The organism is Clostridium sp. OS1-26 (genome assembly GCF_030915445.1).
GTDB lineage: Bacteria > Bacillota > Clostridia > Clostridiales > Clostridiaceae > Clostridium_AM.
The window spans coordinates 5272621-5294880 of record NZ_CP133264.1 but is presented as its reverse complement, the minus strand read 5'-3'; the positions used below and the strand labels follow the sequence as shown (position 1 = coordinate 5294880).

Annotated in this window: 11 protein-coding genes, 2 tRNA genes, 3 rRNA genes and 2 pseudogenes; 13 read left to right on the top strand and 5 right to left on the bottom strand. The window is 36.1% G+C overall.

Features of this window, described 5'->3' with window-relative positions; all coding sequences use genetic code 11:
* Nucleotides 1-306: 306 nt before the first annotated feature.
* From RCG18_RS26170 to rrf, 5 genes are all read left to right on the top strand, one after another.
* Nucleotides 307-382 (top strand) — tRNA-Met (locus tag RCG18_RS26170).
* A gap of 192 nt (nt 383-574) precedes the next feature.
* Nucleotides 575-650, top strand: a tRNA-Met gene (locus RCG18_RS26165).
* A gap of 324 nt (nt 651-974) precedes the next feature.
* Nucleotides 975-2483, top strand: a 16S ribosomal RNA gene (locus tag RCG18_RS26160).
* A 310-nt stretch (nt 2484-2793) separates the two neighbouring features.
* Nucleotides 2794-5688, top strand: a 23S ribosomal RNA gene (locus RCG18_RS26155).
* Between the two features lie 192 nt (nt 5689-5880).
* A 5S ribosomal RNA gene (gene rrf, locus RCG18_RS26150) occupies nt 5881-5997 on the top strand.
* Together the 16S, 23S and 5S rRNA genes with 2 tRNA genes alongside form the textbook arrangement of a ribosomal RNA operon.
* Before the next feature lie 148 nt (nt 5998-6145).
* Here the strand turns inward: rrf and RCG18_RS26145 are convergent.
* Both RCG18_RS26145 and RCG18_RS26140 read right to left on the bottom strand, forming a co-directional pair.
* Complete coding sequence (locus tag RCG18_RS26145; protein ID WP_308038888.1) at nt 6146-7561, bottom strand: LysM peptidoglycan-binding domain-containing protein; 1416 nt, start codon at nt 7559-7561, stop codon at nt 6146-6148.
* 195 nt (nt 7562-7756) lie between these two features.
* Nucleotides 7757-8811, bottom strand: a pseudogene (locus tag RCG18_RS26140) (DNA polymerase IV).
* A 267-nt stretch (nt 8812-9078) separates the two neighbouring features.
* Here RCG18_RS26140 and RCG18_RS26135 point away from each other — a divergent pair.
* Nucleotides 9079-9612: a GNAT family protein gene (locus tag RCG18_RS26135; RefSeq protein ID WP_308038887.1), complete on the top strand. Its 534-nt coding sequence runs from the start codon at nt 9079-9081 to the stop codon at nt 9610-9612.
* A 97-nt stretch (nt 9613-9709) separates the two neighbouring features.
* On the opposite strand, the gene RCG18_RS26130 is transcribed toward RCG18_RS26135, so the two are convergent.
* Nucleotides 9710-10606 (bottom strand): DMT family transporter, encoded by an 897-nt coding sequence (locus tag RCG18_RS26130; protein ID WP_308038886.1) that lies wholly within the window; start codon nt 10604-10606, stop codon nt 9710-9712.
* A 488-nt stretch (nt 10607-11094) separates the two neighbouring features.
* On the opposite strand from RCG18_RS26130, the gene RCG18_RS26125 reads away from it, so the two are divergent.
* Nucleotides 11095-11505 carry a citrate transporter gene (locus RCG18_RS26125; RefSeq protein WP_308038885.1) on the top strand — a complete coding sequence of 137 codons (411 nt, stop codon included), beginning with the start codon at nt 11095-11097 and terminating at the stop codon, nt 11503-11505.
* A 161-nt stretch (nt 11506-11666) separates the two neighbouring features.
* Here RCG18_RS26125 and RCG18_RS26120 read toward each other — a convergent pair whose 3' ends face one another.
* A complete protein-coding gene (locus RCG18_RS26120) occupies nt 11667-12380 on the bottom strand; it encodes a YoaK family protein (protein WP_308042121.1) in 714 nt (237 codons plus the stop codon).
* Between the two features lie 629 nt (nt 12381-13009).
* On the opposite strand from RCG18_RS26120, the gene RCG18_RS26115 reads away from it, so the two are divergent.
* The 5 genes and pseudogenes from RCG18_RS26115 to RCG18_RS26090 all read left to right on the top strand — a co-directional run bounded on the left by RCG18_RS26115 (nt 13010) and on the right by RCG18_RS26090 (nt 18027).
* Nucleotides 13010-13828: an alpha/beta hydrolase gene (locus RCG18_RS26115; protein ID WP_308038884.1), complete on the top strand. Its 819-nt coding sequence runs from the start codon at nt 13010-13012 to the stop codon at nt 13826-13828.
* A 44-nt stretch (nt 13829-13872) separates the two neighbouring features.
* Entirely contained in the window at nt 13873-14193 is a 321-nt protein-coding gene (locus RCG18_RS26110) for a hypothetical protein (protein ID WP_308038883.1), read from the top strand.
* 65 nt (nt 14194-14258) lie between these two features.
* A pseudogene (locus tag RCG18_RS26105) lies at nt 14259-15199 on the top strand (acetyl-CoA hydrolase/transferase family protein).
* Between the two features lie 30 nt (nt 15200-15229).
* The gene (locus RCG18_RS26095) at nt 15230-16498 is read left to right on the top strand and encodes an MFS transporter (RefSeq protein ID WP_308038881.1); all 1269 of its coding nucleotides are present in this window, start codon (nt 15230-15232) and stop codon (nt 16496-16498) included.
* Between the two features lie 146 nt (nt 16499-16644).
* Nucleotides 16645-18027 carry a sigma 54-interacting transcriptional regulator gene (locus RCG18_RS26090; protein ID WP_308038880.1) on the top strand — a complete coding sequence of 461 codons (1383 nt, stop codon included), beginning with the start codon at nt 16645-16647 and terminating at the stop codon, nt 18025-18027.
* 85 nt (nt 18028-18112) lie between these two features.
* On the opposite strand, the gene RCG18_RS26085 is transcribed toward RCG18_RS26090, so the two are convergent.
* On the bottom strand, nt 18113-19171 hold the full coding sequence (locus tag RCG18_RS26085) for a hypothetical protein (RefSeq protein ID WP_308038879.1): 1059 nt from the start codon (nt 19169-19171) through the stop codon (nt 18113-18115).
* 321 nt (nt 19172-19492) lie between these two features.
* Between RCG18_RS26085 and clpB the strand changes: the two genes are divergently transcribed.
* Nucleotides 19493-22099 carry an ATP-dependent chaperone ClpB gene (gene clpB, locus RCG18_RS26080; RefSeq protein WP_308038878.1) on the top strand — a complete coding sequence of 869 codons (2607 nt, stop codon included), beginning with the start codon at nt 19493-19495 and terminating at the stop codon, nt 22097-22099.
* Nucleotides 22100-22260: the final 161 nt, after the last annotated feature.

Here is a 22260-nt window from a genome sequence, read left to right as displayed (position 1 = left end):
ATTTTAATGATTTTGCTATTCTATATCTTATCTTAGATATGAAAAGAGATGTGTACAGGGGGAGATACTTTGACCTTAGCTTGAATTTTGTTGCATATAATTAAGTGTTTTCACATAAACTAAGTCAGGCGTATCACTATATTAAATAATGAGTATATTAAAGAATGCATGAGAATTATAATAACAATTTGAACTGAAGGTGTGCATAGTCGGTTTTTTACATCTACATACATGATAAGATATCACTTGTCGCTTGAAGGAGCGGCAAACACAAAACAAGAATTTGTTCAATACAATATATAATGACGCGGGGTGGAGCAGCTGGTAGCTCGTCGGGCTCATAACCCGAAGGTCGTAGGTTCAAGTCCTGCCCCCGCAACCAAAAAGTATTGACAACAAATTAGGTTGTATGATACTATCTGAAAGCTGTCTAATGCATGGCTTAATGCCAAGTTAAGTAGTTGTAAATTGGCAATAATTCACTGATTGACAGACAGACACAGACATGATAAGATGTAAATCCAGTCGCAGTTAGCGATTAGATACAAAATTTGTTCAATACAATATATAATGACGCGGGGTGGAGCAGCTGGTAGCTCGTCGGGCTCATAACCCGAAGGTCGTAGGTTCAAGTCCTGCCCCCGCAACCAAAAGTATTGACAACAAATTAGGTTGTCTAATGCATAGCTTAAAATTAAGCTCAGTAATTGTTGATTTGGGAATAAGTTCCTAGTTGACAGATAGACACAAGCATGATAAGATGTAAATCCAGTCGCAAATGAGCGACATGATCCTTGAAAATTAAACAGAGGTTAAAAATCAAGATGATTTTTATTAAGTAAACTAAACCAGCAATTCTTTTGAACTACTAATATAATTAGTAGAGGAAGTTAAACACTGACGTGTTTAACTAAGCGACCATCTCAAAATCAGAGATTTTGGATGTCTGCTTAACTAATGAGCATTCAAACTTTTAAATTGAGAGTTTGATCCTGGCTCAGGACGAACGCTGGCGGCGTGCCTAACACATGCAAGTCGAGCGATGAAACCCTTCGGGGTGGATTAGCGGCGGACGGGTGAGTAACACGTGGGTAACCTGCCTCAAAGAGGGGGATAGCCTCCCGAAAGGGAGATTAATACCGCATAACATTAGTTTTTCGCATGGAGAACTAATTAAAGGAGTAATCCGCTTTGAGATGGACCCGCGGCGCATTAGCTAGTTGGTGAGGTAAAGGCTCACCAAGGCGACGATGCGTAGCCGACCTGAGAGGGTGATCGGCCACATTGGAACTGAGACACGGTCCAGACTCCTACGGGAGGCAGCAGTGGGGAATATTGCACAATGGGCGAAAGCCTGATGCAGCAACGCCGCGTGAGTGATGAAGGCCTTCGGGTTGTAAAGCTCTGTCTTTTGGGACGATAATGACGGTACCAAAGGAGGAAGCCACGGCTAACTACGTGCCAGCAGCCGCGGTAATACGTAGGTGGCGAGCGTTGTCCGGATTTACTGGGCGTAAAGGATGCGTAGGCGGATTTTTAAGTGAGATGTGAAATACCCGGGCTTAACTTGGGTGCTGCATTTCAAACTGGAAGTCTAGAGTGCGGGAGAGGAGAGTGGAATTCCTAGTGTAGCGGTGAAATGCGTAGAGATTAGGAAGAACACCAGTGGCGAAGGCGACTCTCTGGACCGTAACTGACGCTGAGGCATGAAAGCGTGGGTAGCAAACAGGATTAGATACCCTGGTAGTCCACGCCGTAAACGATGAGTACTAGGTGTAGGAGGTATCGACCCCTTCTGTGCCGCAGTTAACACAATAAGTACTCCGCCTGGGAAGTACGATCGCAAGATTAAAACTCAAAGGAATTGACGGGGGCCCGCACAAGCAGCGGAGCATGTGGTTTAATTCGAAGCAACGCGAAGAACCTTACCTAGACTTGACATCTCCTGAATTACTCGTAATGGAGGAAGCCCTTCGGGGCAGGAAGACAGGTGGTGCATGGTTGTCGTCAGCTCGTGTCGTGAGATGTTAGGTTAAGTCCTGCAACGAGCGCAACCCTTATCATTAGTTGCTACCATTAAGTTGAGCACTCTAGTGAGACTGCCCGGGTTAACCGGGAGGAAGGTGGGGATGACGTCAAATCATCATGCCCCTTATGTCTAGGGCTACACACGTGCTACAATGGGTAATACAAAGAGAAGCAATACAGTGATGTGGAGCAAAACTATAAAATTACCCTCAGTTCGGATTGTAGGCTGAAACTCGCCTACATGAAGCTGGAGTTGCTAGTAATCGCGAATCAGCATGTCGCGGTGAATACGTTCCCGGGCCTTGTACACACCGCCCGTCACACCATGAGAGCTGGCAACACCCGAAGTCCGTAGTCTAACCGTAAGGAAGACGCGGCCGAAGGTGGGGTTAGTGATTGGGGTGAAGTCGTAACAAGGTAGCCGTAGGAGAACCTGCGGCTGGATCACCTCCTTTCTAAGGAGTCGACAAGATAGGTAATTCTATCTTGAAGGTTTGTTTACACTCTGTTTAATTTTGAAGGATCATAGTATTCTTCAATTGTTCTTTGAAAATTGCACAGTGATATTAAATAAAAGTAAAGCTGAAGGTAAAACTACTTATTATATAAGTAAGTAACCTTTGTAGATTTAAGAATTAATATAAATTAATAGTAGCGAGCAGAACAAGGAAGCAACCGAATGAGGAGCGGAGTTTACTTTAAGGTAAATGAGCACCGCAGTGAGGGAAGCTGACGCAGTAATGCGAAGGTAATATTAATTTAGATGGTCAAGCTACAAAGGGCGCATGGTGAATGCCTTGGCACCAGTAGTCGAAGAAGGACGTGATAAGCTGCGATAAGCTTCGGGTAGGCGCAAATAGCCTGTGATCCGAAGATTTCCGAATGGGGCAACCCACACTACTAACGTAGTGTACTGTAAACTGAATTCATAGGTTTATAGAGATATACCCGGGGAACTGAAACATCTAAGTACCCGGAGGAAGAGAAAGAAAAATCGATTTCCTAAGTAGCGGCGAGCGAAAGGGAAAGAGCCCAAACCAGGAACTTGTTCCTGGGGTTGCGGACAGATCATAAACGGAGAGGTATCTTAATTGAAGAGAGCTGGAAGGCTCCGCCGTAGAAGGTAACAGCCCTGTAAGTGAAAAGAGAAGACTCTAGATCTGCTCCAGAGTACCACGAGACACGTGAAACCTTGTGGGAAGCAGGGAGGACCACCTCCCAAGGCTAAATACTAACTGGTGACCGATAGTGAAGCAGTACCGTGAGGGAAAGGTGAAAAGAACCCCGGGAGGGGAGTGAAATAGAACCTGAAACCGTGTGTCCACAACCGGTCAAAGCACTTTTACGTGCGATGACGTGCTTTTTGTAGAACGAGCCAGCGAGTTACGATATGTAGCAAGGTTAAGCACTTAAGGTGCGCAGCCGAAGGGAAACCGAGTCTGAATAGGGCAATAAGTTGCATGTCGTAGACCCGAAACCGGGTGACCTATCCATGGACAGGTTGAAGCGGAAGTAAAATTCCGTGGAGGACCGAACCACGTTGGTGTTGAAAAACCATGGGATGAGCTGTGGATAGCGGAGAAATTCCAATCGAACTCGGAGATAGCTGGTTCTCCTCGAAATAGCTTTAGGGCTAGCGTTGAGAATGAGTAATGGAGGTAGAGCACTGAATGGGCTAGGGGCTGACAACAGTTACTGAACCCTATCAAACTCCGAATGCCATATACTTGAATCTCAGCAGTCAGACTACGAATGATAAGATCCGTGGTCAAAAGGGAAACAGCCCAGATCATCAGCTAAGGTCCCAAAGTGTAAGTTAAGTGGAAAAGGATGTGGGATTTCTAAGACAACTAGGATGTTGGCTTAGAAGCAGCCACTCATTCAAAGAGTGCGTAATAGCTCACTAGTCGAGAGATCCTGCGCCGAAGATGTCCGGGGCTAAAACTTACCACCGAAGCTATGGGCTCGAAAGAGCGGTAGAGGAGCTTCCTGTATGGATTGAAGTCGTACCGAAAGGAGCGGTGGACTGTACAGGAGTGAGTATGCTGGCATAAGTAGCGAGAAATAAGTGAGAATCTTATTGGTCGAAAACCTAAGGTTTCCTGAGGAAGGCTCGTCCGCTCAGGGTTAGTCGGGACCTAAGCCGAGGCCGAAAGGCGTAGGTGATGGACAATCGGTTGATATTCCGATACCGCCAACTGACGTTATTACAAATGGGATGACGCAGGAGGATAAGATGTGCACACTATTGGATGTGTGTCTAAGCACTTAGACAGACTAGACAGGCAAATCCGTTTAGTCAATGTTGAGGTGTGATGGGGAGCCCTTTCGGGCGAAGTATCTGATTCCACGCTGCCAAGAAAAGTCTCTATGGAGGAAGTTGGTGCCCGTACCGCAAACCGACACAGGTAGGTGAGGAGAGAATCCTAAGACCAGCGGAAGAATTGTTGTCAAGGAACTCGGCAAATTGACCCCGTAAGTTAGCGATAAGGGGTGCCTACGCAAGTAGGTCGCAGAGAATAGGCCCAAGCAACTGTTTAGCAAAAACACAGGTCTCTGCTAAAGCGAAAGCTGATGTATAGGGGCTGACGCCTGCCCGGTGCTGGAAGGTTAAGGGGAACACTTAGCGCAAGCGAAGGTGTGAACTTAAGCCCCAGTAAACGGCGGCCGTAACTATAACGGTCCTAAGGTAGCGAAATTCCTTGTCGGGTAAGTTCCGACCCGCACGAATGGCGTAATGACTTGGGCACTGTCTCGACAACAAATCCGGCGAAATTGTAGTGCAAGTGAAGATGCTTGCTACCCGCGATTGGACGGAAAGACCCCGTAGAGCTTTACTGTAGCTTAGCATTGAGTTTCGGTATTGTCTGTACAGGATAGGTGGGAGACTGAGAAATAAGGGCGTCAGCTCTTATGGAGTCATCCTTGGGATACCACCCTGACAGTACTGGGATTCTAACCGGCGGCCATGAATCTGGTCACGGGACATTGTTAGGTGGGCAGTTTGACTGGGGCGGTCGCCTCCTAAAAAGTAACGGAGGCGCCCAAAGGTTCCCTCAGAACGGTTGGAAATCGTTCGTAGAGTGCAAAGGCAGAAGGGAGCCTGACTGCGACACATACAAGTGGAGCAGGGACGAAAGTCGGGCTTAGTGATCCGGTGGTTCCTCGTGGGAGGGCCATCGCTCAACGGATAAAAGCTACCTCGGGGATAACAGGCTGATCTCCCCCAAGAGTCCACATCGACGGGGAGGTTTGGCACCTCGATGTCGGCTCGTCGCATCCTGGGGCTGAAGTAGGTCCCAAGGGTTGGGCTGTTCGCCCATTAAAGCGGCACGCGAGCTGGGTTCAGAACGTCGTGAGACAGTTCGGTCCCTATCCGTCGCGGGCGTAGGAAATTTGAGAGGAGCTGTCCTTAGTACGAGAGGACCGGGATGGACTGACCTCTGGTGCACCAGTTGTTCCGCCAGGAGCACAGCTGGGTAGCTATGTCGGGACGGGATAAACGCTGAAAGCATCTAAGCGTGAAGCCCACCTCAAGATTAGATTTCCCATAGCGTAAGCTAGTAAGACCCCTTGAAGAACACAAGGTTGATAGGTCAGAGGTGTAAGCATGGTAACATGTTCAGCTGACTGATACTAATAGGTCGAGGGCTTGACCAAATACATTCACTGTGCAATTTTCAGAGAACAAATATTTGAAAATTTGTTGTTGCAAAAAGTAGCAACAAAATTGATAGAAGCGAGTAGATCGAGGAAAAGTATGAGTGAGGAGCGGAGTTTACTGATAAGTAAATGAGCACCGCAGTGAATGCTTTGACGAAGAGATGCGAAGCTTATAGCAATTTTCCTAAATCTGGTGGTAATGACGTGAAGGATACACCCGTTCCCATTCCGAACACGAAGGTTAAGCTTCATAGTGCCGATGGTACTGCAGGGGAGACCCTGTGGAAGAGTAGGTCGTCGCCAGGTAATAGTAGAAACACTAAGCAAATGCTTGGTGTTTTTTTATTTATGCAAATAGGTGTCATTCCTATATTTCTTAACCTTTTAAAGGCTTTTATTTTAGAAAAAATCTTACTATTAGCGCAGTCTGGAATGACAACCTATAAGTTAAATTCTAAATTAGTTTCCTAATCTTAAAGTTATCTCTAAGTAAAGCCCAATTTTGTGGGAATGGGAAACCTAGTGCCCAATAACTTATACCTCCCAAATTATAACTTTTTACTGTATCGAATTTTGCTTGAGCACTGCGAGCATCTTCAAACCATACCTCATGCTGTCTTCCTTGAGAATCTGTATAGTTATAATATGGTGTTTGTGATAGCGAATCATACTTTATAGCAGCATTATATTTTATTGCTCTTGATACAGCTTCTTGCATACTGAAAGTTTCAGCTTCCTGACCAGGTACATGAGGAAGGAGCCAATCTCTAGCGTATAATTGAAAACCAAAATAAATTTTTTCTCTTGGAATAACAGAAACTGCATAATCTAGAACACGTATTATTTCATTTAATGGTGAAATTGGTTGAGGTGGCCCTAGTCGATATCCCCATTCATAGGTCATAAGTATAACAAAGTCAGCAATTTTTCCGTGTGCAGCATAATCATGAGCTGTATATAGTGTGCCTTGCTGCTCTGCACTAACTTTTGGTGCTAAGGCAGTTGAAACAAAGAAACCTTCTCTATGCAAGCGAGTTACCATACGTTGAAGTAACTGATTGTAGAGTTCACGATCAGCAGGTAGTACACCTTCAAAATCAATATTTATACCTCTATATCCTTTTGTTTTCATTATATTAATTATGTTTGTAAATAAATTCTGTTGAATATCTACACTAGATAGAACAATATGAGCAAGATTTTGACCAAGATCAGTGGAGGTAAAGTTTGTGATAGACATCATTGGTACCGCATTTACAGAATAAGCTAGTCTTATAACTGCGTCATCTTCGATTGTTTCAAGACTTCCATCTTCTCGTATTCTATATGCAAAAGGACTTAGATATGTTAAATGCCTAGCTTCTTTTTCTATAGTTGAGATATTTTGATTACTAAAATCATATACATATCCATTTACATATATACTAGGCTTTTGGGTGCGAGGAATAACTATCGTTGTGCCTGGAGATACCATAGCGGGATTACTAATTTCGTTTGCTTGTAACAAAGCTTCGAGAGAAACTCCATAATCTTGTGCAATTTCCCATAGAGTCTCTCCTGGACTAATTGTATGTCTGCGTGCAGGTATATATAGTTTCATGCCAGGATAGATAGAATTAGGATTAACATTTGGATTTGCTTTTATAATTTCCTGAACAGTGATCCCGTAGGTTTGTGCAATTCTCCATAAAGATTCACCTGATTTTACAGTATACAAAAAGTCTTCTGTTGGAATTACTAAAGCCTGACCAATGACTAACTGATTTATATTCTGAAGTTCGTTAACAGCTATTACTTTTTCTATAGGTACATAATAGTAATTTGAAATTTTCCAGAGTGAATCACCTGGCTTTACTACGTGAATAAGCATCTATAACCTCCAAATTTTAATTTACATTTATAGCTTATGCGTAGAATGTAAGAAAAATGAAGATTTAGATAAATAGTAGTTTAATAAAAATATTTAAAAGCCCAGAATTTAATTTCTGAGCTTTTTAGAAATACTAGCTAATTTTAAATCATGATCTACTGGAGTAGACATAAATGCTTCTTACGATCTTTGTCACTAAAAATCAGAATTAAATAAAGTAAGCAGCTGAAGTTTTGTTTCTTCTAATGAAGAAACAGACACCCCTATAAGTCTAATTTTTTCTTGAAAGTCTATAGAATATAATATTTCTAAAGCCTCTCTTAGAATATCGTTTTCCTTTGATATATGTATTGGTAAAGTCTTGTTCTTAGTATGATTTTCAAAGGTTGAGGTCTTTATTTTTAAAGTTATAGTTTTTCCGCCTAAACCTTTAGTTATTAGAGTTTTAGATATAGAGCTGCAAAAGCTTTTTATATAAGCCTCTAATTCTTTTTTATCATTAGTATCACTTCTAAGAGTAGTCTCCCTGCCGATAGATTTTCTTTCCCTAGAGATTACTACTTTTCTATTGTCAATCCCTCTAATTCGCTTATATATTTCAACACCATATTTACCAAAAAACTCAGTTAAAAGTTCTTCTGGAAGGTGATATAATTCCTCAATAGTAAATATACCTATGGCATTAAGTTTCCCAGCGGATTTCTTGCCTAATCCGTAGATTTTATTTATAGGTAAAGGTAAGAGGATCTTTGGTATCATATCTTCCGTTATAATTTTTAAACCATTTGGTTTATTCCAATCGGAAGCAAGTTTAGCAAGAAACTTATTGTAAGAAACCCCTACAGAGATAGTAAGTCCTGTAGCGTTTTTAACTTTTTCTTTTATATACATAGCTACTGAAACAGGATCTTTTTTTAATTCAGTAATATCAAGGTAAGCTTCATCGATGCTCAGTGGTTCCACATAGGGAGTTATTTCATAAAATATCTGAAATATTTTTTCAGATACTTCTTTATACCTAAACATTCTTGTAGGAAGATAAATTCCATTAGGACAAAGTGCCTTAGCTATATACACAGGCATGGCACTTCTTACACCATATTTCCTAGCTTCATAGGAGCAGGTTGCAACTACTCCTCTTTCTGAAATCCCTCCAACTATAACAGGTTTTCCCTTTAACTTTGGATTATCTATAACTTCAACAGAAGCAAAAAAGCATCCATATCTACATGTAGAATAACTCTTTCCATCCGTATTTTCCTCCTTTTAGTCGGAACACCGGGTAATTTTGCTCGTTAAAGTCCATTTAGGACTTTAACCTCCAAAAGTAAAAATGGTTTAAATTCATATGAACATTATTATATCATATAAAAAAAACAAAGGGAACACCTGTTTGTGCTGTGCAATAAATAATCTTTACTAGGTAAAATTATTTTCAATAAAAATTACAGATATTGTGAAATTTATTAAGTAATAGTAAAATTATATTAACACTATTTTAAGGGAGATTAAGGGATATGAAAAAATTATGTTTAAAAAATAAACAAGAAGTCACCCTAAGAGAAGCTAAAAAGGAAGACGCCCAATCTATGATAGATTTTCACAATTTGGCAGGAGGAGAAACTGATTTTCTTTCATTTGGGAAAAATGAGTTTAAAATGCCTTTGAAAGATTATGAAAAGTTTATAGAATCTACAGCAGAAGAAAATAATTCAATAATATTGGTAGCAACAATTGATGATAAAATAATAAGTATAGCATCTATTACTTCTAATCAAAAAGCTAGATGTAAACATATAGGAACTTTTGGAATAGCTATTGCAGAGCAATTCTGTGGATTAGGTTTAGGCAGAAAGATTATGGATTATCTTATAGAATGGGCAAGTTCAAATGGCATAACTAAAAAAATAAGCCTTTTAACTAGAGAAGATAATCATCGCGCAATAGATTTATATAAGAAAGTTGGGTTTGAAGAAGAAGGTATATTAAAGAAAGAAAATTATATAAATGGAGTTTATTATAATACAATCATAATGGGATTGATTCTCTAGATCCATATAACTTTTAAATTAATATAAATTATATAAAGAAAAAGCACTATTTCTAAAATTATGTTTTAGAAATAGTGCTTTTTATATCTAGTTATTCTTATAGAAATAGCAATGCAACACCTATTAGAGCAATAAAAGAACCGAATATTTCTTTTGGGACTATTTTCTCCTTAAGCACAAAGATTGATGCTGGTATTATTAGTATAGGTGTTATAGAGGTTATTGTTGAGACAATAGCTGTAGGTGCATGCTGAACAGCTAACAAAGATAAAGATACGCCAATGAATGGGCCGAAAAATGATCCAATAGTTATGTTTTTCATAGCTTTCTTATTCTTTAACGCTGTAAAAACATTTTCCCAATGTTTTTTTACTGTAACAACAATGCAAAAGCCAAAGATTGCTGCTATAATTCTAATTTGAGTAGCAGCAAAAGGGTTGTAGGATCCCATTCCAAATTTGCTGAAAACAAGCCCAAAAGCTTGTCCTAATGCTCCTAAAAAAGCATATGTCAATCCTTTTATAGGATGAGAAAAGGTAATTTTCTTGTCATCGGAACCTTTAGTTAATATTACAAGGGCAATACCTATAATTGTTGTAGTCATTCCTACAAAACCTAATAGTGTTATTTTTTCTCCCATTAATATATAACCTGTTACTGCAGTTATTGGTGGTACTATAGACATTATTAATTGAGATATACGTGAACCAATTTCTACATAGGCCTGGAACAAAAATAAATCTCCTAAAACAAAGCCTATTAAGCCTGATAAGAGCAACCATATCCATGTATAGCTTGATGCATCTATAGGTAAAAGCATTCCCCTAGTGAAAAAATTAAATACTGAAAGCAGTATAAAGGCTATAATAAGTCTTATCAAATTTACACATAAAGAACCAACTTTTTTCCCAGCAGATTCAAAGGCAACTGCAGTAACTGTCCAACATACAGCTGTTGCAAGTGCAGCTAATACTCCTAAATGTGATTGTAGCATAAAATATTCCTCCTTTTAGTCGGAACACTGGGTAATTTTGCTCGTTCCCCTTCGGGCACTGAGTAACTTAAGATTTTCGCTTCCGCTCAAAAGTTACCCAAATTACCCGTTAAAGTCCATTTAGGACTTTAACCTCCGTCTCTGTTCTTGTTGTACTTAAACTCACTATTATATTCTAAGGTGTGAGGTAACATATGTCTACAAAATTATTTGGACAAAAATAATTATAAGTTAACAATTACTATATTATGTTAACTAAAACTAAAAGTAAACGAAAAAATGATGCTTAATATATTTATAATATTGTAAATAACAACTTATATTTGTATAATATGAAAGGGTATTTTGATTGAAGGAGTGACATATATGAAATACTGTACTACAAATGATATTAAAGTATATAGATTTATTGAAAAACTAAAGAAAGAAAAAGTGTTTGTTATATCATTATTCCTAGCTGTCTCTACCTCTTTTTATGTATAGTCTGTATGGACAAGTATCTTATAAAGAAAGTAGATTATTTTTTATTAGCTACTTTTATATGTTTCTTTATATTTATTGGTAATATTTCTAATATAGAGCTTATACGGGTATATCTAAAGGAGTTTTTAAAAAAACCGAGTATGCCTTATTTTTCTTCTATAATTCTCAGTCAGGTTGTAAGCAATGTACCTTGTTCTATACTGGTATCGAATTTCACAGACAACTGGAGAGAAGTACTTTTAGGAGTTAATATAGGAGGAATGGGGACTATTATAGCTTCACTTGCAAGCCTTATATCATATGAAATATATGTGAATGAAAATGAGGGAAAAAATAAAATATATTTGAGTAAGTTTAATGCGTATAATTTTGTAAGTTTATTACTATTTACATTTATAAGCTACTTATACATTTAGCAAAATCGTAAATTATTAAATACAATAACTTTAATATTAGCTTACTAATCTTTAGATAATCTATGATAAAATAGATTGAAGAGTATAAATTACGGGAAAAGGTGAAAAAAATTTATAGATACAATGTAGAAGATTAAGGACAAAATCCGAACCCTTACTTATTAGGTAAGGGTTTTTTTGGCTCTACGTTCATCTATATTAAATAGAATAATCGAAAAAATTAATATCAAAGATGCTGCCCATATTGATTTAACTCCAATAGATAATGTGAGCAGTCCACCTAAAAAAGCTCCCAATAAAAATGATAATATGATCGTAAAGTAACGAAGAGATCGAATAGCTGCTTTACAATCTTTTTCTGTGAAAGCAATATAAGCTGCATAGGATGCTGAGCGCAAGTTACCAGTGGACATGGTTGTACTATATGGAGAATCAACTAGCGTCCTAAATGAAGATATTTGTAGCGAAGAAACAAAGGAAATTGTAACAGTTACCACTTCATCTGGAATACTACTAGGTACAAAGCCTATAATAAAAAGAATTACAACCTCAAGGATCAAGATAGCCCTTGCCGAATCTTTTATAAAAGGTATGGGAGACCTTTTTTTTACCCATTCGGAAACTATTACTCCTAATATAAATGCCAAAATAGGGGGAAGAGCCATAAGAGCTTGCCTCCAGTTTCCTCTTGAGGCTTCTACTCCCAATAGCACTATATTTCCTGTTTGGGCATTAGCAAAAACGCCACCTCTTCCAATAAAAGTATAAGCATCCAAAAAACCTCCAACTATTGCAAGAAGTATTCCGAGATGAACAGATTCAGAGGTAACATTATTTAGACATATTTTTGTTTTATTTTTATAAAGTGTACCAATATAATTAGTAAGCAAAATCTGAATAACTCCTTTCCATAAAAATGCAATTTTATAAGCATACTTAAAGTTAATAACAACAATTATTATACTGCTAATTTAGAAATATGTATAATAGGATTAAAGGATAAATTCTTTGGTTTGTAAAATATAATGAAATATATTAACTAATTCTTTTTCTCAGACATAAATTTACCCCTATGATAGATTAAATTTAGTTCTATCATAGGGGATTTTTTATTTCCTTGTCCGCTTTTCAAAATTCAGTTCATTCTACCATAGGAGTTTTTCAACTCAATGTCCATTATTGAGGTCAGTGTTTAAGAAAGTATTGAAATTGCAGCAGATACGATTGCAAGTATACATATGAATTTTATATGTAGATGTACCAGTAGCGAGCAATATGTATCTTGTTGATACATTTTAAAATTATATTGGCATGTTTATTGAGATAGTATGGCTATAAAGTAAAGGGTACATGTGATTTTAGAAAGTTTTGAAGAGCACTATAATTTTACATGTACCATTTTGTTGCAAAAAGTCTTCAGAAGCCTTGATATATCTAGAATATGCAGTGGCACACATTTTGCTTATTAATTATATATAAAAAATAACAAGGGAGGAAAGGTAATATGACCAAAATTTCAATTCGTAATAAGAATATTTATTATGAAAGCTATGGAGAAGGAGAACCTCTTGTACTATTAAATGGCATAATGATGAGTACTGCAAGCTGGAGTCCATTCATAAAGGCTTTTTCAAAAAATTATAAGCTTTTTCTAATAGACTTTATTGATATGGGTCAATCTGATAGGGCTGAAGAAAAATATACTCAAAGTATGCATGTTGAATTTCTTAAAGAAGTATTTGATGAGCTGAACTTTGAAAAGGTTAACATGATAGGCGTATCCTATGGAGGAGAAGTCGCTATACAGTTTGCAATAAAGTATGAAGAAAGATTAAGTAGTCTTATACTTGCTAATACCACTAGCTATACTTTTAATGGATTAAAAGATATAGGAGCAAGTTGGGATATGGCAGCAGCTACTCATGATGGTTCTGTTTTCTTTAATGCTACTATGCCTCATATATATTCCTCAGAATTTTACCAAGACAATATACAGTGGTTGAAGGATAGGGAAAAGTTATTTCAAAAAGCTCTCACTGTTGAATGGTATGAGGGATTTAGAAGGCTTAATAACAGCTCATTAGAATATGACGTAAGAGACAATTTGCATAAAATAAAGGTACCAACCTTGGTTATTGGTGCAGAGTATGATTCACTTTTGCCTGTAAGATTTCAAGAAGAAATATACGAAAAAATCGAAGGTGCAAAAATGGTAGTAATAAAAGGTGCAGGTCATGCATCTATGTACGAGAAACCTTATGAATTTTCTTCATTGGTTCTTGGATTTTTAAGCTGCTGCAATGAAGAGTTTAAAATAGTTTAATAATTTATAAGTAATAATAGATTATAGAGAGGAAGGTATTTAAAATGAAAAATGTACAGGAAATTTATAACAGTAAAGTAAAGAATATAGCGGGAGCATTGAACTTGATTCAGTCTAAGGATGTGATATTTGTTGCTCAGGCAGGAGCAGAGCCTATAACATTGCTAGATGAACTGCATACTATAAGTGCTAATGGTATAACTGGTGTTGAACTTCAAAATTGCCTACCAATGAAAAATTATGAATTTATAAACAACTCTCAATATAAGGATAATATATTTGTTCATGGCTGGTATTTTACTAAAGCCTTAAGAGATGCTCAAAAAGAGGGAATGCTACTTGCACTCCACAACATGCTCATATAGCGGTATGGAAAAAGTTACATGGAATACAAGATAGGAGAAAAGTATTATTTACAACCTGTTCTCCTATGGATAAGCATGGATACTTATCACTTTCCATAAGCAATATATATGAAAGAGAATTAATAGAAAATGGTGCAGTACTAATATGTGAGGTTAATTCCAATTACCCTAGAACTTTTGGAGATAATATTGTGCATATTAGCGAAGTAGAAGCGCTTGTTGAGACAAATCGTCCTATTCCAGAGGTGCAGCTGGTACCTTATACAGATGTGGACAGAAAAATAGGAGAAAATATTGCAGAGCTTGTTGAAGATGGTTCTACTATTCAACTTGGAATAGGAAACATTCCAAATGCAGTAGCAGCAGAATTAAGGCGTAAAAAACATCTTGGAATCCATACAGAAATGTTTACGGAATCTATGGCAGAGCTTATAGAGTGTGGAGCTGTAGATAACTCACAGAAAGGATTCTATAATGGTAGGTCAGTATGCGCCTTTGCTTTTGGTAATAAAAAACTTTATGACTATTTAGATGACAATCCAACGGTTTTATTTAAATCAGGTTCCTGGGTTAACGATCCTTATATAATTGGAAAGAACAACAAATTTGTTTCTATAAATGCTACTTTAGAAGTTGATCTTACTGGGCAGTGCTGTTCAGAATCCATAGGAAACATACAATATACAGGAACTGGAGGACAAGCTGATACTGTACTAGGATCGCAGAGATCTAAAGATGGAAAATCTATTATAGCTATGCATTCAACTACTACAATAACTAATGCTGAAGGTAAAAAAGAAACAATTTCAAAGATAGTTCCTTTTTAAAGCTTGGTTCAATTGTAAGTTTATCAAGAAATGATGTAGATTATGTTGTTACAGAAAATGGAGTGGCATGGCTTAGAGGGCTATCTGTAAAGGATAGGGTAACTGCTTTAATTAATATTGCCCATCCAGATTTCAGAGATTGGCTAAGATTTGAAGCAAAAAAGAATATGATTTGGTAGTACATTTTTAAAGGATTGGAGGATTTGATTATGGATAAAAAATCAGGAATTTTCTATGGGTGGTGGATTGTCCTTGTAGCTTTCCTTTCTGTAGGGATCACTTACGGTACAAAGGGAGCTTTTGGAGTTATACAGCTATCTATGCTTAAGGATCTAGGATGGACAAGAGCACAGGTTGCTGGTGCTTTATCAGCTAATATGTTTATATATGCTATTGTAGTTCCTTTTACTGGACGTATAATGGATAAAATAGGTGTAAAAGCTACACTAGCTTTTGGAGGTTTTCTAACAGGCACAGCATATTATCTTTTGACTGTAATAAAAACTCCATTTCAATTTTATTTATGCTATGGTGTTATTTTAGGAGTAGCTGGCACATGTATGGGCATGGTTCCAGGGCCAACTGCAGTAAGTCGCTGGTTTGTTAAAAAAAGAGGCCGTGCTCTTGCTATAGCATTAGCAGCATCTCCACTAGGTAGTGCTTTGTTCACTGTTTTATCCAAAGATTGGCTTAATACAATTGGATGGAGAGGTACTTTTAGAATTATGGCCATTATGTCTTGGGTGCTTGTAATAATACCTGCATTGTTATTAATGAGAAATAAGCCTGAAGATTTAGGATTAAGTCCTGATGGAGAAGTTATTGCAGAAGCTGCTGCAAATACAACCTCAAAGCCTATAGATAATTATGAAGAGGAGTGGACTTTAGTAAAAGTCTTAAAATCACCAAAAGCTTGGGCACTGTTTTTGGCATACTTTTTTATGGCAGGAAACGGATGGGCACAGGCTGTGCACCAAGTTCCACATCTAGTTAATAACGGCATAAGTAAAGGCGATGCAACTAATGCACTGGCAGCTACTATGTTCTTAAATGTTATATCTATGTTAGCATGGCCTGCAATTTCAGACTATATAGAACGTAAAAAAGCAATAATTATTGCTTTATCACTTCAAGTTGTTGGTGGGTTTATGCTAATAAATGCTACTTCTATGGGAATGACTTATGCTTTTGTTTTTGTAGCAGGGCTTTCATATACAGGATGTTATGGACTTTTTAGTGCTTTAGCTGCGGATTTATTTGGACGTAAAGGCTTAGGAACAGTTAGCGGAGTTATGGCAACTTTTGGATCCCTTGGAGCAGCCGTTGCAATTTACCTTGGAGCATATATATACGATGTTACTAAGAGTTATAATATAATCTGGTACTCTGGTATAGCAGGGTTAATATTAGCAGTAATTTTTACAGTAATATTAGGACGTTTAATAGATGTTAAGAAAACTAATAATCTTTCTGTATAAATTAGATTAGAATATAAAATTTTCACATAATTAATAAGGTTTATTGTTATGTGAAAATTTTTTTGCTATACTTAATGAAAAATTGCATATAAAAGGCATGTCATCTAAAGATACATATAAATGATAGAATTTTAAGGGGGATATGAATGTCAAATTTTATACATTCCAAAGAGTTTTTACATTTTTGCTATCAGGCTTTTGAAAACATACCAATTACGGTAGATTTTTTGGACAAGGATGGAAAAATGATTTATATAAACAAAGTTTTTGCTGATTTTCTAAAGATTCCTAGAGAAGAAATGATAGGAAAGCTCGTAACGGATATAAATCCAACTTCAAAATTCATGGATACTTTAAAGAATAAAAAAGCTGACATTGCGATAAAGCACAAATTTCCTAATGGTAAGGATGCTATTGTCCATAGAATTCCAATCCTAGATGATGAAGGACAAGTAGTTGGAGGATTTGGAATGGTTCTTTTTGAAGGCATAACTGAAATGAAGTCAATTATAGAAAAATGTGACGCACTTGATAAAGAATTAAAATTGTATAAAAATCATATAGCAAAATTCAATAAAGCAAAGTATACGCTGGGTGATATTATAGGAAAAAGTAGGGATATGATACAGTGTAAAAAGAAAGTTGAAAAATTTGCGAAAGTAGATTTAGATGTGCTAATCACAGGTGAAAGTGGTGTAGGTAAAGAACTTTTTGCCCATGCCTTACATAATGAAAGTTTAAGAAAGAATAAACCTTTTATAAGTATAAATTGTTCCGCCATTCCTGGAAATCTTCTAGAGTCTGAACTATTTGGATATGAAGAAGGAGCCTTTACTGGAGCTAAGAAAGGTGGGAGTATAGGTAAGTTTGAAGTTGCCAATGGAGGAACTATATTTTTAGATGAAATAGGGGATATGCCCTATTTCATGCAGGTTAAAATTTTAAGGGTTCTTCAAGAAAAAGAGATAGTTAGGGTAGGAGGCAAAACTACAATTCCTGTAGATGTAAGAGTGTGCTGTGCTACAAATAGAAATCTAAAGCAGTTAATTAAAGAAGAAAAATTTAGAGAAGATTTATATTATAGGCTTAATGTATTAACTATAGAAATACCTCCTTTAAGAGAAAGAAAAAGTGATATTGAGGTACTCATAGATAAATTCTTAAATTCCTTTTATAAGCATTCTGGAATGTTTAGAAAAATTTCTAAACCTGCTATTGACATGCTAGTAAACTATGAATGGCCTGGAAACGTAAGGGAATTGAAAAACGTAATTGATAGAATTTGCGTTAATGCTGATGATGCTAATATAATAGAAGCAGATATTCCAGAATATATATTAAAAACTGCAGTTAAGAGCAAATATGATGTAAATGAGTTGGGATTAGATGAATTTTTGATGCGCATGGAGAAAGAAATGGTCTTAAATGCTTTGGTGGAATGCAATAATAATAAAAGTAAAGCGGCTAAAAAATTAAAAATACCTAGAATGTCTTTCTATAGGAAATTGGAGAAGTACGATATAAAATAGTGTTAAAATATTACTATAGTTATAACGAAAATTTTATAACACTAAAAAGCTCAGAATTTAATCTCTGAGCTTTTTAAACAAATTCCTAGTTAATTTTTACACTATGATCTTTTGGAGTAGGCATAGTGGCTTTAATAGCATCAGCTTTATTCTGTGATATAATTCCTGCAGTTACAAGTTCACTTAAGAAATCAGTTTTTTCTGTAGTTTTTTTGCTTTCAAAGTAAGTTTTACGTTTAGCTTCAGTCATGTTCTTAACTTTATCCATTTCAGCTTTTCTATCAGTTTGTTTGTCTGTTAAATACTTTAAAATGTTAGTTTCTTCGGTTTGTGTGATAGTTCCAGCTGTAACCAATCTATCAAGTTGAGTCTTAAATCTTTCCGGATTTGCTCCATCTTCTCTTCTGCCAGGGCCTTGATGAATTGCATTTCGTACAGCAGTAGCTTGATCTTGTGTTATGGTTCCAGCAGTTACAAGTTTATTTAAGAAATCAGTCTTTTCTGCAGTTTTTTTGCTTTCAAAATAAGTTTGGCGCTCAGCCTTAGTCATGTTCTTAACTTTATCCATTTCAGCCTTCCTATCAGTTTGTTCTTGTTTCATAGCATTTATTATGTTAGTTTCTTGATCCTGCGTAATAGTTCCAGCGGTAACTAGCTTATCAAGCTCAGTTTTAGCTTGCTCTGCATTTGTACCAGGTCTTTTTTGACCAGGTCCTTGATGAATCACAGAGTTAATTGCATTGGCTTGATCCTGAGTTAAAGTTCCAGCAGTTACTAGCTCACTTAAGAAATCAGTTTTTTCTGTAGTTTTTTTGCTTTCAAAATAAGTTTTACGTTCAGATTCGGTCATGTTTTTAACTTTATCCATTTCGGCTTTTCTGTCAGTCTCTTTTTGCTTGAAGTAGTCTAAAACTTTAGCTTCCTGATCCTGTGTAATAGTTCCAGCGGTAACTAACTTATCAAGTTCTGACTTCATGTTATCTGTTGGATTTTTCTTATTTATTCTAGCTTCTTGTGTTTTTCTATTTGCTCCAGTTGTTCCATTTACATTGCTTTTAGCAAAAACATAACTTCCTGTTGAAAGCAGAACTCCTCCAGCTATTACTGCAGTCATTATTTTACTTATTAATTTTTTCCTGTTCATCTTTATACTCTCCTTTTATATAATTTTATTTTTACATTCATTCGTTTATTATTTGGTATGAATATATCATATAATTCTTATGTTACAATTTAGTGACAGTTTGGTTAATATTTCATGGATAGCTTAAAATAAATTTGAACAAAGTATAGTACTTATATGGGCTACTTAGTATAAATCGAGCTTGTGATCTGGGGTGTATTACCATATTTCATCATATAAAAATTTAATGTTTTTATAAAAATATACTTTGACTTTCTTTGACTATTGTATTATTATTTTATTAAAGAGTAAGGTAATAACACAAAGAGGTGAAAATTAATCATGAATATAGAAAAAATGACTATAAGGGTACAACAAAGTTTAAATGAGGCTCAACTTACGGCGGTTAAGTATAATCATCAACAAATGGATGTAATTCATCTATTTTCAGCTTTGCTAAATCAAGAGGACGGGTTAGTACCTAATATATTTGAAAAAATGGGGATAAATTTAAAAGAACTAAAGAAAGATACACATCTTCAATTAGATAAAATGCCAAAGGTTTTAGGAGAGGGTGCACAAAGCTCAGGAGTTTATGCAACTAGAAGAATAGAAGAAGTTTTAGTTAAAGCAGGGTCTATAGCTGAAAACTTTAAAGACTCTTATATAAGTGTAGAACATGTTATGATAGCTATTATGGATATAGACAGTAAAGGTGTAGTTGGAAATATACTCTCTAAATTCAATATACAAAAATCAGATTTTATGAAGGTATTATCACAAGTTAGAGGAAGCCAAAGAGTTGATACTCAAGATCCTGAGGGAACTTATGATGCACTAGCTAAGTATGGAACAAATTTAGTAGAATTAGCTAAAAAGCATAAGTTAGATCCTGTTATAGGAAGAGATGAAGAAATAAGAAGAACTATTAGAATTCTTTCAAGAAGAACTAAAAACAATCCAGTGCTAATTGGAGAGCCGGGGGTAGGTAAAACTGCTATAGTAGAGGGTTTAGCTGAAAGAATTGTAAGAGGCGATGTACCAGAAGGGTTAAAGGATAAGATAATATTCTCATTAGATATGGGAGCTTTAATCGCTGGTGCTAAATACAGAGGAGAGTTTGAAGAAAGATTAAAAGCTGTACTTAAGGAAGTACAAGGTTCTAATGGGAGAATAATATTATTTATAGATGAAATCCACACCATAGTAGGAGCTGGAAAAACTGATGGAGCCATGGATGCAGGTAACCTTATTAAACCTTTACTTGCAAGAGGAGAACTGCATTGTATAGGTGCAACCACTTTTGATGAATATAGACAATATATTGAAAAGGATAAGGCGCTGGAAAGAAGATTCCAGAAGGTTTCTGTTGATGAGCCTACTGTAGAAGACACTATTTCTATACTTAGAGGTTTAAAGGAAAGATTTGAAATACATCATGGTATTAGAATTCATGATTCTGCTATTGTAGCAGCAGCAAAACTTTCAGATAGATATATTCAAGGAAGATTTTTGCCAGATAAGGCTATTGATTTAATAGATGAAGCTGGCGCTATGATAAGAAGCGAAATAGATTCTCTTCCAACGGAATTAGATATGGTTAGAAGAAAGATCTTCCAATTAGAAACTGAAAGAGAGGCTCTATCAAAGGAAAATGATAAGGCGTCAAAGGCACGATTTGAAATTATAAGTAAGGAGCTTGCAGAACTTAAGGGGAAAAACGATGAAATGACCGCTAAGTATGAAAAGGAAAAAGCTCAGATAACGGGAGTTAGAAACTTTAAGCAGCAATTAGACTATGCAAAAGGTCAGCTTGAAAAAGCAGAAAGAGAATATAATCTGAATTTAGTGGCAGAGATTAAATATGGTATTATTCCAAAGCTTGAACAGCAGATAAAAGAAAAGGAAGAAACCATGAAAGAAAATAACGAAAAATCAATGCTTAAAGAAGAAGTTACTGAACAGGAAATATCTGATATAGTAGCTAAATGGACTGGAATTCCTGTGTCTAAATTAGTAGAGGGAGAACGTGAAAAACTATTAAGATTAGAAGAGGATTTGCAAAAGAGAGTTATAGGTCAAGAAGAGGCGGTTAGAAGTGTATCAAATGCAGTTATTAGAGCAAGAGCTGGTATGAAGGATGAAAAAAGACCAATTGGTTCCTTTATATTCCTTGGACCAACTGGAGTAGGTAAAACAGAGCTTGCAAAGACCTTAGCTAGAAATTTATTTGACAGTGAAGAAAATATCATAAGAATAGACATGTCCGAGTATATGGAAAAGTACTCAGTATCAAGACTTATAGGAGCGCCTCCAGGATACGTAGGTTATGAAGAAGGAGGTCAGCTAACAGAAGCAGTTAGAAGAAAGCCTTATTCAGTAATTTTATTTGACGAAATTGAGAAGGCTCATGAAGATGTGTTTAATGTATTCCTTCAAATTTTAGATGATGGAAGACTTACAGATAACAAAGGGAAAACTATAGACTTTAAGAATACTATAATAATAATGACATCTAATATAGGAGGTAGCCATCTTTTAGAAAACAAGAGCGAAAACTCAATCGATGAAAATATTAGAGCTGCTGTAATGAATGAGATGAAGGTAAGATTCAAGCCTGAATTCTTAAATAGATTAGATGACATAATATTATTTAGGCCATTAAATAATGAAGGAATTAAAAAGATAATAGATATATTCCTTCAGGATGTTAGAAAAAGACTTAAAGACAGAAATATTACTATGAAGATTACAGAATCTGCCAAAGAGTTTTTAGCTAGAGAAGGTTATGATCCTGTTTATGGGGCTAGACCACTAAAAAGATATATTGAAAATGCATTGGAAACAAGCATAGCTAGGAAGATAATAGCTGGTGAAGTGTATGATGGATGTACTATAAATATTGATGCTGATGGTGATAATATTGTAATTAAAAATGAATCGAATTGATGATAAAATTAAGATGGCAGAGGATTGTTTCTTTGCCATTTTATTTTCTCTCAGCAAGCGAGTAAAATTTTAAGTATCAATATAGATTTATAAAAGCTATTATTTAATACTTTTAGTAATTAGTGTATAATAAGAGTAATTTTATACTAAGGAGGAATATT